Below are 14,066 nucleotides of genomic sequence, written 5' to 3' on the forward strand. Positions count from 1 at the left end.
GGTGAGAACTTGTTCGACTTGCTCATGGCTCAATCCTCTCAGAGTGTTGAGCCTCCTCAAAAACCGGGGCGATTCAGGCTGCTTCGATCTGGTTCCACGGCGTAGGCAATCTGATGTCCGAGAGCAACAACTCCTTGGGACCACCACGCTTCTCGATGCCGGATGCGAAAAAGGTGCGCTCTAGCGCGATGACAACCGTGCCAGAACACTTGTCGAGAAGTTCAGTCACTGTCTTCAGCGGCGAGTCAGAGCTAAAGGTGTTCCTTCCCACGGTATGCGGAACGAGCCCTTCGCTTCGAAGCCGCTCTTCAACTTCCCGAATAAATGTCTCTTGCTGTTCAGTGGCAGTTCCACCAACGCTCACGAAGACATTCAATTCATTTATGGACAAAGACTCCTAGCGGCGGGCGCGCAGACGAAATGTATTTTCTGTCGATTGTTAGCGATTTCAACGCAACATCTGATCATGCGTCCATACCGCAGGTGGCTACTTCTGAACGCGGTGATCATGCGGAGCGCTCCAGCAGCGCATCGAATGCTAAGACCACGCGCCTGACGACTCCTTCTTGGTTCGGTGTGATGCGTTAGAAGTACTATAGAAGTTGAAGTCAAGTTCAAGTCAAGGGGTTTGAAGAAGAGAGTTTTGACGTCACGGGGTGCTGGGCATGGGGCCTCGGCATGGCGGCGCTATTGCCAGGGCGAGGCGCAAGGGCCAAGGCCGCCTTCGGTTGGCAGGTCCGACTGGCGAAACATCCGAGGACCAAAACGTCAAGCGGCGGGAGAAGCTCGCCAAGAGTTCGCCCGAATGGAGGACTCGCAGACCGATGCCGAGCGCAAGGCGCTCAAGCACATACCAAAGGATTGCGAGCCGCGAAGCAGCGGTCCGAAGAAGCAGCCATCCTCGCCATGCAACGGCGTGAGGGCGTAGGAAAGAAGGGCTCGAGGTTGTTGTCGGCCCCCGAGCCGACCGAGTCCTACGAGGCGGTCGCGCCCGTCGTGAGGCGCCTCCTCAAACCTGGGTTCTCGCAGCGGTGCTCTCGCATACCCAGACCCGACAGCCGAGACGAGCTCGAGCACAAATCGCGCGCGGAGAGCAGACGTGTGGCGATGACGCCTCGTCACAGCTCTTGCTGCATCCAGGCCGAGAAGGCTCGCACGCGGTCGATGAAGTCAGTGGTAACTACCTGCGGCGGTTCGTTTCCTGGTGGCGCGGCGAACGAGTGGAAGAACGCTGCTTGCTGCGCCATCTGCGGATACGTTTCTACAAACAGAGCAATGTGGTCTTCGAGCGATTCCGGCCAAGAGGTGGATGCGACAGGCCGGAGCATGTTGGTCGCACGAATCAGCTTTCTGGAGGCTTCTCTCGCGAATCGGGCGATGGCGGCGGCGTCGGACTCAGTTCCGATGCGTCGCGCGTACCCATCCAGCACGTCGGAGAAGTCGCCGTTGACTGCGCGCGCAATTTTCCTGGATGGACGGAAGGGGGCGAGGTCACGGGCCAGGTCGTGGCCGTGGATGCATCGGCAATGGTGCTTGAGCCAGAAGCCCCAGCGGTGCAGGTTTTCTGGGGCCTGCACTTCTTCGAGAAAGCCCACGTCGAAGTCGACCTTCAAAACTTCGGGATGGCGGCTTTCCAGCGCCCGCCGTGCGGCTTCGATGTCCAGGTCCTCTTGCAAGGCCGGTTTTCCAGCGAGCACTAGCACAACGTCCAGGTCCGAACGCCCCGGTACCGCGTCGCCGCGCGCCACGCTCCCATAAAGGTAGGCGCTGTCGACTCGGTGCACAAGAGAGCCAATGAGCATGCTGCGAAGGTCATCGACCACCGTGAGAAAGGCCGCCTGGAGAGGGGCGTGCGCAATCGTGCGGATATAGCCGTTCGCGTCGACGCCTATTGTTTCGGCCAACTTTTTCTCTTGGGGTGGGTGAACGTCATGCTTTGAACGTCGACCTCCGGCCGACTGTAGCCGCTCGTGTCTGGAACCTTCTCGGCCCGAAGCGGTCATGGTCGCTGTTTCTTCAGTCGAATGTCTCCGCCACCAATCTCGACCTCGCTACCCCATCCGAGATGCCGATAGAGCCGCGCGGCGCGGCTCCCGCTGGCGGTTTCGAGCCACGCCGCAGGGTGCCGCTCGAACAATGCGCATTCACAAGTCCGGGTCAGGCGCGTGCCAATCCCGCAACCCTCTTGTTCGGGCAACACGAACAAGGCAAACAGGCACGCGCTGTCCAAGTCGACCATCGCGAAGCCAACGACTTCCTCATCGATGGTCGCGACCCACGCGCAAGGTGCGCTACTAACAGCCAGGGCGATGGCTTCCGGCGTGACGCCTATCGCTAAAAGCTCGTCCGGAGTCATCATGTTTTCTCCAACCGATGCCCTGACTTTGAACATTGCGCTCACGTCTGTGGCAGAGGCTGGCCGAATTTCTGGGGACAAGGTTCTCATGAAGGAGTGGTGGTCGCGAACGTCTGCTTTTGGCCGTGTTCTTCCGACCACACGAAGCGGCGGCGACCTCATGCACCGTCGACCGTCGGAGCATGACACGCGACGCACAGCTTGTTCCCGTCCGAGTCGCGAAAGTACGCGCCGTAGTAGTTGTCGTGGTAATGGGGGCGAAGGCCTGGCGGGCCCTCACAGGTTCCGCCATGGTCCAACGCAGTTTGGTATGACGCTCGGACGGCCTCCCTTGAGGCCGCCGCGAAGGCGACCATTTGCCCGTTTCCAGGGTGATGCGGCTGTCCGTCATAGGGCTTGCAGATGATGAAGAAGGGGCGCGTCTCGCCTGCGCTGTGCCAGCCAGCCCATGGTTTCTCGCGCTCGCAGAAGCGCAACTCAACGTCGAGGCTGTCCATCAATGCGCCGTAGAAGCGAAAGGCGCGCTCGAAATCGATGACGCCGACAAAGACATGGGAAAACACGTTGGCTCCTCAGGCAACTTGGAAAACAGCTTCCACCGTCCGGTGGTGGCAGCATCCTGCCAGCAGGACCGGGCACGGTCACCTGCTGGTTGCACCCGATATTGGGCCCTTAAGTTCCCCCTAAGTTTCGCGGCACCGGACTGGTTTCCGGCAGCCCGTTCTTCTCCTCCTCCCTCATGGGCTGCACTTAACCCGCTCCGGCGGGTTTTTCTTTGCCCATCTGGTCGACTTCCGTCGACCACGAGTTGGAGGTAGGCGAAAGTCGACTTCCGGCCGCATTCTGCCTTTGGGGCGCGCTGTCGCTCCTCCCGTCGGATAGAGAAATTCAAACGCGCGTGCGTCCGCATCGCGCAGGTTTCCCGCAACATCATCGTGCCTGTTGTGAGGGGCGGCGCAGACGAACTCTCTCGGGTCGCGGCTGACGTTGTTTCCATCTACCTGTGGGAACCCGAGTGCGGGCGACAGTCTCTGGCAGTGCGCCGCTGAAGTTGGCCATGGCGCCAAGACGGCTGCTGCTATTCGACAACCGGCGATTCGACAAACACTTGCTCGGCGAGGAAGTCAATAAACGCCCGCAGTTTCGGCGAAGGAAACCTTCCCGAAGGCCACAGAATGCGAAACGTCGTCAACCTGACTTCGGTGTGTTCTTCAAGCACCCGACGAAGGCTACCCTTGGCCAAGCCATCACGCGCCGCGAATTCCGGCAGGCAGGCGATGCCGAGCCCGCGCTCGGCAAAACAGACCCGCGCCTCTATGGTGTTGCAGACCATCGAGGTCGGCAGTGTGATTTCTGGTTCATCGGCGGCCCACCGCAGCGGCCACGTTTCCAGCTTTCCGGTGTTCGTAAAGCAATAGTGCAGGCACGCGTGACCTGCAAGGTCCGCTGGACGGTGCGGAACGCCTTGGCGTGCCAGGTATTCCGGCGAGGCCACAAGGAGCATCGGAAAAGTACCCAGTCGCCGCGACGACAGGCCGGAGTCACTTGGCTCTCCCGTGCGAAGCACCGCATCGAAGCCTTCCTCGATGACATTCACCACGCGGTCCGTCAGGTCCAAGTGCAAATCGATGTCCGGGTGGGCTTGCATGAAATCCGCCATCAACGGCAGGAACAGGGAGCCGACCAGCGGCAGACTCACCTTCAGTCGGCCACGCGGCGCCTGCGCCGCTTGCGAGAGTTCCAGCTCCGCGTCCTGAATCTCGGCCAACACCCGCCGGCACCGAGCCAGGAACATGCTGCCTTCGGCGGTCATGGTGATGCTGCGGGTGCTGCGATGAAAAAGGCGCACGCCGAGCCGCTCTTCAAGCCGGGCCATGCGCTTGCCCACGGCGGATGCCGACACCCCCGTCAGCCGACCGGTCTCCGCGAAGCTTCGGGTCTCGGCGACCTGCACAACCACGGTGAGGTCGCCCAAGCTGTCCAGCATCAGGATGGTCATTGCGGACATTCATCTCCTTAGAAAAAGGAAATGTAGCCAGCTTTTTCCGGAATAAGGACGTCCCTATGGTCGAAGTCTTTCTTGACACAAGACTTCCCATGCCGAATTCACCGACTCACCACCCGTTGTCCCGCCCACAGCTCGATGCGGCCATCGACCTGGCGCTTGCCGAGGAACGCCTTGTCGGGGCCGTCGTGCTCGTCGCGCAGCACGGCGAACTGGCCTACGCGCGGGCCGCCGGCTTTTCCGACCGCGAAGCCGGACTGCCCATGCAACAGGACGCGTTGTTTCGGCTGGCGTCAGTGTCCAAACCCATTGTGACAACCGCGGCGATGGTCCTGGTGGAGCAGGGACGGCTCGGCCTAGATGACGCAGTGCATCGCTGGTTGCCCGAATTCCGTCCACCCTTGCCGAATGGCCAAGTGGCGCACATCACCGTGCGCCAACTCATGACCCACACTGCCGGGCTCGGCTACCGCTTTCTAGAGACGGACGTCAACGGGCCCTATGCTCGCGCAGGCGTTTCCGACGGCATGGACAGGGTCGGCATCAGCCTGGCGGAGAACCTGCGTCGGCTCGCCACAGTGCCCTTGCTGTACACGCCGGGAACCGCCTGGGGTTATTCGCTCGGCATCGATGTGCTCGGGGGCGTCATCGAAGCAGTGTGTGAACAGTCGTTGGCGGTTGCGGTCGATGAGCTGGTCACTGCGCCGCTCGGGCTGCGAAACACTGGCTTCCACGCCAACCGGCCTGAGCGACTGGCCATGGCGTACGTCTCCTCCAGACCTCGGCCACGCCGGATGGACGTTCGCGAGACGGCCACGCCGTTCGATGGTCTGGTGGGCATTCAATTCGACCTGGACCGAGCGCTAGACCCTTCGGCCTTTTCCTCCGGCGGCGCAGGCATGGTCGGCACCGCCAGCGACTTTCTGCACTTGCTCGAAACCTTGCGGCAAGGAGGGGCGCCCTTGCTGTCTGCGGGCACTGTCGCAGAGATGGGGCGCAGCCAGACGGGCCCCTGGGGACCGCCCGACGGACCGGGATATGGCTTCGGGTTGGGGTTTTCGGTGCTACACAACCCGGTCGCGGCGGGGTCGCCGGAATCGCCAGGAACCTGGCGCTGGGGTGGGGCCTATGGTCACTCCTGGTTCGTCGACACGGTCCGTTGCCTGAGCGTGGTGGCCTTCACCAACACGTTGTACGAAGGCATGTCTGGCAGCTTTGTCGCCCAACTACGAGATGCCGTCTATGCGTGAAGCCCTTTTGCCGTCCTCCGATGCGCCGACGGGCATTGCGCAGGGCCCCTTCCCGTGGTCAGGCCTGCTGGCGCTGGCCACGGCCGGTTTCATCACCATCCTGACCGAAGCTTTGCCTGCCGGTCTGCTGCCGAAAATCAGTGCCGACCTCGGGGTGTCTGAAGGCATGGCCGGACAATTGGTCACGCTTTACGCCATAGGCTCCCTGGTCGCCGCCATTCCGCTGACCGCTGCGACACGTTCATGGCGTCGACGGCCCCTGCTGCTCCTGGTCATCGGCGGGTTTTCGGTGGTCAACCTGGTGACGGCGTTGTCGAGCTCTTACATCCTGACCTTGCTTGCCCGCTTTGGCGCAGGCGTGTTCGCGGGCCTGCTCTGGGCCTTGATGGCCGGCCATGCCAGTCGTATGGTGCCCAAGGCACTGCAGGGCAAGGCCATCGCGGTAGCGATGGTGGGCACGCCGCTGGCGCTTTCCCTCGGCATCCCGGCCGGAACGCTGCTAGGCAACCTGGTCGGTTGGCGCATTGCGTTTGCCATCATGTCGGTGCTGTCGGTCTTGCTGCTGGCATGGGTGCGCCTCAAGGTACCGGACTTCCCGGGTCAAGCGGCCGGCGCTCGGATGCGGATTTCCAAGGCGCTGATGCTGCCTGGGCTCAGGTCAGTCCTAGTGGTCACTTTGCTGTTCGTGTTGGCGCACAACATCCTCTACACCTATATCTCGCCATGGCTTGACGCCCTGCAGGCTCCGCAACGGGTGGACACCACTTTGCTCGTCTTCGGCCTCGCCGCACTCGCAGGCATCTGTGCGGTTGGCATGCTAGTGGACCGATGGTTGAGACCGTTGACGCTGGCGAGCATCAGTGCGTTCGGCGTCGCTGCATGTGTGCTCGGCATGCTCGGGTCGGTTCCCGCTGCGATGCTGGCCGGCGTGATGGTCTGGGGCATGGCCTTCGGCGGCACCGCGACGCTATTTCAGACAGCATCTGCGCGCACTGCGGGCGAGTTGGCCGATGTCGCGCAATCCATGATTGTGACGGCGTGGAATCTCGGCATAGCCGGAGGAGGACTTGTGGGCGCTTTGCTTTTGCAAATATGGGGGGCGCAGGCGTTTGCGTGGGCGGTGGTCGCTCTGGTGGCACTGGGTTTCCTCGTCGCGTTGAAAGCGCGGGTACACGGCTTCAACTGAGAAACTCGCCTTTAATGCAGGCTCCGAATCTGGTCGCTCTGCGCTTGCACTGAACTGAATCAATGGTGGTCAGTACAAGTCCACTTCGCGCTTTCATTTCTTGAATTTAGACGCGTTTCAGGAAGGTCCGGTCATGGCCGAACACGGTCCTCAGAGCCAGCGCGCAGCTGCGTCAGTCGCACCCATATCGGATGGTGCTCGTGATGCCATCACCGTGGCAGCAAAGTAGAAACCGACGCCTGACGTCAGAAGTTGAAGCGGCTGGCCGGCGGCGGGAATGAGATGCCACGGCAAGTTGAAAACAGCAAACGTCACGAGGCCGACGAATAGTCCAAGCTGGGACCCTTGACGATAGAACGTCAGGGTTTGACCGAGGAGCCGCAGGTTCGTCTTGGGCTCGCCTCGAAGGCGTCTTAGCAATGACATCATTTCCTCCTGATGAGTGCCGCTACGGTGAGCTTTGCCTGTTTGTGCCGCACGGTCGAGCAACCGCGCATGGACGAATTCTGCCGCACAGGCGAACGTCCGGTTCTGGCCGCTTCCTGCCCTCCACGACGGCAGTGGACTGCCCGCAGCCGTCGCTGCCCATCCGCCAGGCAGCCCTTCATCGTAGTTCCTAACCCCCGCTTGGATATCTGGGCGAACGAGAATCCGATGAACTCAAGCCTGCGCCTTTTGCTTCAGCCAAAGCCCGAAGTCCATCATCACCGTCACGACTGGCTTCAAGCGCTCGCCATCGGCCGTCAGCGCATATTCGACCCTCACAGGCGCGCTGGGATGCACGGTGCGCTTCACCAAACCCGCCTCCTCGAGCGCGCGGAGGTCGAGGGTGAGCGAGCGCTGCGAAATTCCGGGAACGTCTCGGCGCAACTCACTGAAGCGCTTGGGCCCGTCGACGAGATAGGACACGAGGAGTAGCCGCCACCTGCCGCCCAAGAGGCGCATGGCTTCCTCCACCGAGCAACCCGTCACGTTCGCTTTCATAGCACTTCTTTCAGAAAAAGGCAGTCGGTATACTTTTTTAACCTACGTGCAGTTTTATTGCCTTCTTCCAATCTTATGCCTGCGCCATAGCATGGCCCCACGGCGCGCTTCCGGCGCCTCTCACATTGGAATGAACCTGCATGAAGCTGTACTACATACCCGGGGCCTGCTCACTTTCGCCCCACATCGTCCTCAATGAACTCGGCCTGGACGTCACCTTGGTCGAGGTGGACTACAAGACTCACCGCACCGAGGACGGCCGCGACTTCCACGAAATCAGTCCGTTCGGCTATGTCCCTCTTCTGGAACTCGACGACGGCACGGCACTGCGCGAAGGCCCTGCCATCGTGCAATATTTGGCCGACTTGAAGCCGGAATCAGGCCTTGCACCGAAGAACGGCACCCTCGAACGCTATCGCCTTCAAGAGTGGTTGAGCTTCCTGACCTCCGAGGTCCACAAAGGCTTCATCCCGCTGCTGTACTCGGTGCTTGCCGGCAAATACGTCGAAGCCGTCAAGCCGAAGTTGGAGAGACGCTATGCCTGGATTGACGAACAACTGGCTGGCCGCGACTACCTCATGGGAGACACGTTGACTGTGGCCGACGCCTACCTGTACGCGCTGACTGGATGGGCCCAGGCACCGTGGTTGCAATCCGTCTACAAGGCCGACATCCATTTCGATGGTCTGCGCAATCTCGAAGCTTGGTATGTCCGCATGCGCGAGCGACCGGCCGTCCGCAAAGCGCTCGACACTGAAGGGCTCAAGTAGCCTTCCAAGCCAGGCCGGAACCACTGTAGACGTTCTTTGAAATCTGACGGCATGCGGTGCAATGCCAAGGCCGCTCGACCAAACAATCGAAGCTGAATTATTGGCGGCGGGGCCCGAAGTTCCGCTCTTGGCAGACTGTAGCCTGTCGGCTACCGGGCGCTTCGGGCCCCAAGCGGCTGTACGCCTTCGCTCCGAAGCGGTCAGTCGGATGGGGTCTGTGCCATGCTCATTTGTCTGCGAACGAAAATTCATTCCCGGGTTGCATCACGCGCTCCGCCGCGTGAACAGCAGTAGCCCACCCATCAGCGTGAACAGGCCGCCGCAGATGCGATTGACCCAGCGTACCGGGCCGCTTTGGCGCAGCAGAGGCGCTAGGCGCGACACGCTGAGCGCGCAGGTGGTGAGCACCGTGAACTCAAAGGCCATGAAGGTCAACGCGAGAATGGTGAACTGGGGTGCCATCGGCGCGGCCGGGTTCAAGAACTGCGGGAAGAACGCCGCGAAGAACAGCACGGCCTTAGGGTTGCTTGCGCCGACCAGCAGACCCTGCAGATAGAACGAGCGACGCGGTCTTCCGGCGGCGTCGCCATCGACCGCCAATGCCGACGCATCGCTGCGAAAGGTCTTGATGCCCAGCCAGACCAGGTAGGCTGCGCCAATCAGCTTGGCAGTCGTGAAGGCCGTCTCCGATGCGGCCAGCAGCGCGCCCAGGCCCATCGCGGACAGCACCATCACCACCAGTACGGCGCTCACCGAGCCGGCCACGGAGGTCATCGCCCGACGCGGGCCGTGGTTCAGCGCATTGGTCATGCACATCAGCATCGTGGGTCCAGGCGTTGCGATGAGCAACGCGACGGCTGCAACGTAGAGGAGGTAGGTGGAGAGCGTCATGGTTGAAGGTATGTACGAACTGCCGTAGCTTGACGGCCAAGCGAAAGACTGCCTCGGCAGAAGGACCGGTTATGGCCGAAGGCGGCCTGTTGAGAGAATGCTACTGTGGTCTGACGCGTTGAGGTGAGGTGCATGGCATCGTCGACGATGCCGGCCGGGCGTAAGCGTCCGGCGAACACGCCTTTGATATCGTCGAGGTGCTGATGGGCTACCTGGCAGGGGCCGAGCGACAGGCATAGCGCCCCCTCGATAGCTGAACCGTCACGACCTCTTTCTACAATTTGCGCGTTCGGGGTACCGCTTCTGTTTCGTCCCGATCCTGCCCGGTACAGCGCAGGGTCCCAGGCAGGGGTTCCCATGCGTTACCACGCACTCGCCTGGCTGCTGCTTGCAGCCAGCATCGCCGCCGAAGTGGTCGGCATCATCGCCTTGCGCTATGCCGATGGCTTCACCCGCCTGTGGCCGTCACTGGCTGTTGGGTCGCTGTATGCGCTGGCGATCTGGTTGATGTCGTTGTCCGTGCGGCATCTGGAAGTCGGCCTGGCCTATGCGGTGTGGGCCGGGGTTGGCACCGCACTCACGGCGGTGGTGGGCATGCTGTGGTTCGGCGAGTCTTTCCATTCGACACGGCTGATCGGCCTTGCCTTCGTTGTGGCCGGGGTGATCTGCTTGAACCTTGATTGGCGGTAGTTCTGCTCGCGAGTCAGGCGGATGACTTCTTCGGAGTTCGAAACCGCGGTCCATGCACGATTTGGGCGTCCACTGGATGCGCTGCTTCAGGGCGGCGCAAGCCACCATCGTTTCGGACCATTTCGCACTGCAGCGGTTCAGGCAGATCATCCCGGCCATAACTCTGTATGTCCGCGCTTGGCCGATTGTGTTGAAAAACGCGCCTTGAATCTTGCCTGCACTGGCGATCTCACAGGATTCGTAGTCGAGTTGGGGATTCGGGAACGTGGCAGCCTTGCAGGCTCACCTCACGCCGTCTTCATTTCCGTATCTACCTCAGATGGCATTAGCCACTTCGCCATTCGCCGGAGGTTTTGCGCTGTGGCCGCCATCAATCTTTGCCATCATGGAAAGGTCAAGTCCAAACCGAGCATCCTGCTAAGGCCGAGGGTGAAGAGCGAGAGGCCCAGGAGCGATAGCACGAAGACTGCGGCTACCTTGCCGCCCGCGCGTAGCACCGCGCTCTGCTTCTCCTTCCCCTTCTTCCCTTGCTCATAATGCCACTTGATGGCGAAGAACATGCCCGTGCCGAACACGAGAAGCTTGAACGCGACGAAGGCTATAGGGACCCAATCCATCATTTTTCGTATTTCTAAGCTATTTCTTGACGCTATGGTCCAAGGCGTCGGATGTCTGGTGCTGGCCGATAGCGGCAGCAACCACCATGGCTGATAGCCTTTGACTTTATCGCGTCGTTGACGACTTGAGGGTGCGGAACAAAGCAGGTTGTGGCCGCGCAGCGCGATCTACCAGTTGCTACCAGGCGCATGCCGGTGGGGTTGTACTGCGCAGTGAGGTCAAGGAGGAGGCCGCAGGCCGGAGGACACGAACGAAGCAGTGCACTCCGCCGGCATGCGCCCGCTACGACCTTCGCAAGCACGTTCAACCCTGAGAGGCTGAGAGTCTTTTGTCCATGCTCGCCTTGCACGCCAAAACACCCCGGCTCGTCGTTGCAAATGCTCGCCATAGCCCGAGCTATGGCTGCGCTTTGCGCCTCGATCCGGCGCGTTTTGACGCGCCTTTCGAGCACGGCTAAAAAACTCCAGCGCTCTGAGCGCAGCAAACGCAGCAAACGGAAACAGTCAGACCGGAAACGTGCCCGGCAACAGAATCCGCTTGTCCACATTCCGGATGTCCGTGTGCCCGCAGAAGGCCATCGTCACATCCAGCTCCTTGTGGATGAGCTGCAGCGCCTTGGTCACGCCGGCTTCACCCATCGCGCCCAGGCCGTAGGCCATCGCGCGGCCGATCATGGTGCCGCGGGCGCCGAGGGCCCAGGCCTTGAGCACGTCCTGGCCGCTGCGGATGCCGCCGTCCATCCACACTTCGAGCTTGTCGCCGACCGCCTCGACGATCGGCGGCAGCGCCTCGATGCTCGAGGGTGCGCCGTCGAGTTGGCGGCCGCCGTGGTTGCTCACGACGATCGCATCGGCGCCGACATCGACGGCCAGTTGCGCGTCTTCGGCGACCATGATCCCCTTGAGGATCAGCTTGCCGCCCCATTGCTGCTTGACCCAGGCGATATCGGCCCATGACAGCGTCGGGTCGAACTGCTCGTTGGTCCAGGCCGAGAGCGACTTCATGTCGCTCACGCCCTTCACGTGGCCCACCAGGTTGCCGAAGGTGCGACGCCTGGTGCCCAGCATGCCCAGGCACCAGCCGGGCTTGGTGGCGAGGTTGATCATGTTGCGCAGCGTCGGCCGCGGCGGCGCGGTCAGGCCGTTCTTCAGGTCCTTGTGGCGCTGGCCGATCACCTGCAGGTCGAGCGTGAGCACCAGCGCGCTGCACTTGGCGACGCGGGCACGCTCGATCATGCGGGCCATCGATTCGCGGTCGCGCATCATGTAGAGTTGGAACCAGAAGGGCGCCGTGGTGTTGGCCGCGATGTCCTCGATCGAGCAGATGCTCATGGTCGAGAGCGTGAACGGGATGCCGAACTTCTCGGCCGCGCGCGCGGCGTGGATCTCGCCGTCGGCGTGCTGCATGCCGGTCAGGCCCACCGGCGCGATGGCCACCGGCATCTTCACCGCTTGGCCGACCATCGTGGTGGCGAGCGAGCGGCCTTCCATGTTCACGGCCACGCGCTGGCGCAGCTTGATCTTCTTGAAGTCGTCGCTGTTGGCGCGGTAGGTGCTCTCGGTCCACGAACCCGAATCGGCGTAGTCGTAGAACATGCGCGGCACGCGCTTTTCGGCGAGCACGCGCAGGTCTTCGATGGTCGTGATCACGGTCATTTGACGACCATCAGGGTGAAGGGCCAGACGTAGGCTTGCATGGTGACGTAGAGGCCGACCAGGCAGGCCAGCGCGATGGAGTGGAAGAAGACGTAACGGAGGATATCGCCTTCGTGGTTGAACCAGCGCGTGGCGGTGGAGGCGACGACAATCGACTGCGCATCGATCATCTTGCCCATCACGCCGCCCGAGCTGTTGGCCGCGCCCATGAGGTTGGGCGACAGGCCCAGCTGATCGGCCGCCACCTTCTGCATGCCGCCGAAGAGCACGTTCGACGCGGTGTCCGAGCCGGTCAGCGCCACGCCGAGCCAGCCCATCAGCGTGCCGAAGAAGGGATAGAACACGCCGGTGTTGGCGAAGGCCAGGCCCAGCGTGGTGTCGGTGCCCGAGTAGCGGGTGAGCGTGCCCAGCGCGAGCATCAGCACGATGGTCAGCAGCGAATACTTCACCAGCCAGATCGTCTTGAAGAAGGTCCGCACGATGGCGACCGGGTTGTACTTCATGAAGATCGCGCTCACCACGGCCGACAGCAGGATCGCGGTGCCGGTCGCGGACAGGAGGTTGAGCGTGTAGACGGCGCCTTCCTTCGTCGGCTGGGGCACGACCGGCGGCATCTTCTCGACCAGGTTGTGCAGGCCGCCCATCGGGAAGGCCGGCGCGAACAGGCCGTTGAGCCAGGTCTTGACCTGCGGCAGGCCCCAGATGAAGACGAACACCGACAGGATGACCCAGGGCATCCAGGCGCGCACCAGGTCGGCACGGCTGTGCTGCGTCAGCGGCTGCGGCGGCTTGGCTTCGTGGGCGCTGATGTCCTTGCCGCGCAGCGAGGCCGAGGTCCAGATGGTCCTGGGCTTCCACACGCGCAGGAAGGCGACCAGGCAGGCCATCGAGACGATGGCCGCGATGATGTCCACCAGCTCCGGCCCGATGAAGTTCGACACCAGGTACTGCGGAATGGCGAAGGACAGACCCGCCACCAGAATGGCCGGCCAGATTTCCATCATGCCCTTGCGCCCGGCGAAGGCCCAGATGAGCCAGAAGGGCACCAGCAGCGAGAAGAAGGGCAGCTGACGGCCGATCATCGCGGTGACCTCCATCAGGTCGTAGCCGTGCACCTTGGCCAGCGTGATCACCGGCGTGCCCAGCGCGCCGAAGGCCACCGGCGCCGTGTTGGCGATCAGCGAGAGCCCCGAGGCCGCCAGCGGCGAGAAGCCCAGGCCGATCAGGATGGCGGCGGTCACGGCCACCGGCGTGCCGAAGCCGGCCGCACCCTCGAAGAAGGCGCCGAAGCAGAAGGCGATCAGCAGCAGCTGGATGCGCCGGTCCTCGGTGATGCCCGAGAGCGAATCCTGCAGCACCTTGAAGCTGCCGTTCTGCTCGGTCAGCTGGTGCAGGAAGATGATGTTCAGCACGATCCAGCCGATCGGCAGCAGGCCGGTGAAGCCGCCGAAGAGCGCCGCGCGCCCGGCCATTTCTGCCGGCATGCCGTAGGCGAAGACTGCCACGATGACCGCGGCGATCAGGCCCATGCCGGCGGCCACGTGGGCCTTGATATGGAAGAAGCCGAGTGCGGCCAGCATCACCACCACCGGAATCGCCGCCAGCGCGGTCGAGATGATCATGTTGCCGAAGGGGTCGTAGATTTGCTGCCAGGGCATGGG

14 protein-coding genes are annotated in these 14,066 nt (G+C 62.3%); 4 read left to right on the plus strand and 10 right to left on the minus strand.

Annotated elements, in window-relative coordinates; genetic code table 11:
* Positions 1–73: 73 nt before the first annotated feature.
* From N8A90_RS21295 to N8A90_RS21315, 5 genes are all read right to left on the minus strand, one after another.
* The gene (locus N8A90_RS21295; protein WP_262077118.1) at positions 74–364 is read right to left on the minus strand and encodes a hypothetical protein; all 291 of its coding nucleotides are present in this window, start codon (positions 362–364) and stop codon (positions 74–76) included.
* Positions 365–1,118: 754 nt separating this feature from the next.
* Positions 1,119–1,904, minus strand: coding sequence for a nucleotidyltransferase family protein (locus N8A90_RS21300; RefSeq protein ID WP_262077120.1), 786 nt, complete (start codon positions 1,902–1,904; stop codon positions 1,119–1,121).
* A gap of 95 nt (positions 1,905–1,999) precedes the next feature.
* Positions 2,000–2,359, minus strand: a complete 360-nt coding sequence (locus tag N8A90_RS21305) for a GNAT family N-acetyltransferase (protein WP_262077122.1) — start codon at positions 2,357–2,359, stop codon at positions 2,000–2,002.
* A 155-nt stretch (positions 2,360–2,514) separates the two neighbouring features.
* The gene (locus tag N8A90_RS21310) at positions 2,515–2,919 is read right to left on the minus strand and encodes a VOC family protein (protein WP_262077124.1); all 405 of its coding nucleotides are present in this window, start codon (positions 2,917–2,919) and stop codon (positions 2,515–2,517) included.
* A gap of 515 nt (positions 2,920–3,434) precedes the next feature.
* Complete coding sequence (locus N8A90_RS21315) at positions 3,435–4,340, minus strand: LysR family transcriptional regulator (RefSeq protein ID WP_262077323.1); 906 nt, start codon at positions 4,338–4,340, stop codon at positions 3,435–3,437.
* Positions 4,341–4,453: 113 nt separating this feature from the next.
* Here N8A90_RS21315 and N8A90_RS21320 point away from each other — a divergent pair, with 113 nt between their 5' ends.
* Both N8A90_RS21320 and N8A90_RS21325 read left to right on the plus strand, forming a co-directional pair.
* Positions 4,454–5,611 carry a serine hydrolase domain-containing protein gene (locus N8A90_RS21320; RefSeq protein ID WP_262077126.1) on the plus strand — a complete coding sequence of 386 codons (1,158 nt, stop codon included), beginning with the start codon at positions 4,454–4,456 and terminating at the stop codon, positions 5,609–5,611.
* Positions 5,604–6,797 carry an MFS transporter gene (locus N8A90_RS21325; protein ID WP_262077128.1) on the plus strand — a complete coding sequence of 398 codons (1,194 nt, stop codon included), beginning with the start codon at positions 5,604–5,606 and terminating at the stop codon, positions 6,795–6,797. The genes N8A90_RS21320 and N8A90_RS21325 overlap by 8 nt, the downstream gene beginning before the upstream one ends.
* A 660-nt stretch (positions 6,798–7,457) precedes the next feature.
* Here the strand turns inward: N8A90_RS21325 and N8A90_RS21330 are convergent.
* On the minus strand, positions 7,458–7,781 hold the full coding sequence (locus N8A90_RS21330; protein WP_262077131.1) for a winged helix-turn-helix transcriptional regulator: 324 nt from the start codon (positions 7,779–7,781) through the stop codon (positions 7,458–7,460).
* Between the two features lie 140 nt (positions 7,782–7,921).
* Here N8A90_RS21330 and gstA point away from each other — a divergent pair, with 140 nt between their 5' ends.
* Positions 7,922–8,551 carry a glutathione transferase GstA gene (gstA, locus tag N8A90_RS21335; protein WP_262077133.1) on the plus strand — a complete coding sequence of 210 codons (630 nt, stop codon included), beginning with the start codon at positions 7,922–7,924 and terminating at the stop codon, positions 8,549–8,551.
* Positions 8,552–8,815: 264 nt separating this feature from the next.
* Here the strand turns inward: gstA and N8A90_RS21340 are convergent, their stop codons facing one another.
* Positions 8,816–9,442 carry a LysE family translocator gene (locus N8A90_RS21340; RefSeq protein ID WP_262077138.1) on the minus strand — a complete coding sequence of 209 codons (627 nt, stop codon included), beginning with the start codon at positions 9,440–9,442 and terminating at the stop codon, positions 8,816–8,818.
* Positions 9,443–9,799: 357 nt separating this feature from the next.
* On the opposite strand from N8A90_RS21340, the gene N8A90_RS21345 reads away from it, so the two are divergent.
* A complete protein-coding gene (locus N8A90_RS21345) occupies positions 9,800–10,132 on the plus strand; it encodes a DMT family transporter (protein WP_262077140.1) in 333 nt (110 codons plus the stop codon).
* Positions 10,133–10,515: 383 nt separating this feature from the next.
* Here the strand turns inward: N8A90_RS21345 and N8A90_RS21350 are convergent, their stop codons facing one another.
* From N8A90_RS21350 to N8A90_RS21360, 3 genes are all read right to left on the minus strand, one after another.
* Complete coding sequence (locus N8A90_RS21350) at positions 10,516–10,752, minus strand: hypothetical protein (RefSeq protein ID WP_262077142.1); 237 nt, start codon at positions 10,750–10,752, stop codon at positions 10,516–10,518.
* Between the two features lie 501 nt (positions 10,753–11,253).
* On the minus strand, positions 11,254–12,405 hold the full coding sequence (locus N8A90_RS21355) for an alpha-hydroxy acid oxidase (RefSeq protein WP_262077144.1): 1,152 nt from the start codon (positions 12,403–12,405) through the stop codon (positions 11,254–11,256).
* Positions 12,402–14,063 (minus strand): L-lactate permease, encoded by a 1,662-nt coding sequence (locus tag N8A90_RS21360; protein ID WP_262077146.1) that lies wholly within the window; start codon positions 14,061–14,063, stop codon positions 12,402–12,404. Before N8A90_RS21360 ends, N8A90_RS21355 begins: the two co-directional genes overlap by 4 nt.
* Between the last annotated feature and the right edge of the window lie 3 nt (positions 14,064–14,066).

The organism is Variovorax sp. N23, assembly GCF_025486315.1.
Classification (GTDB): Bacteria; Pseudomonadota; Gammaproteobacteria; order Burkholderiales; family Burkholderiaceae_C; genus Variovorax.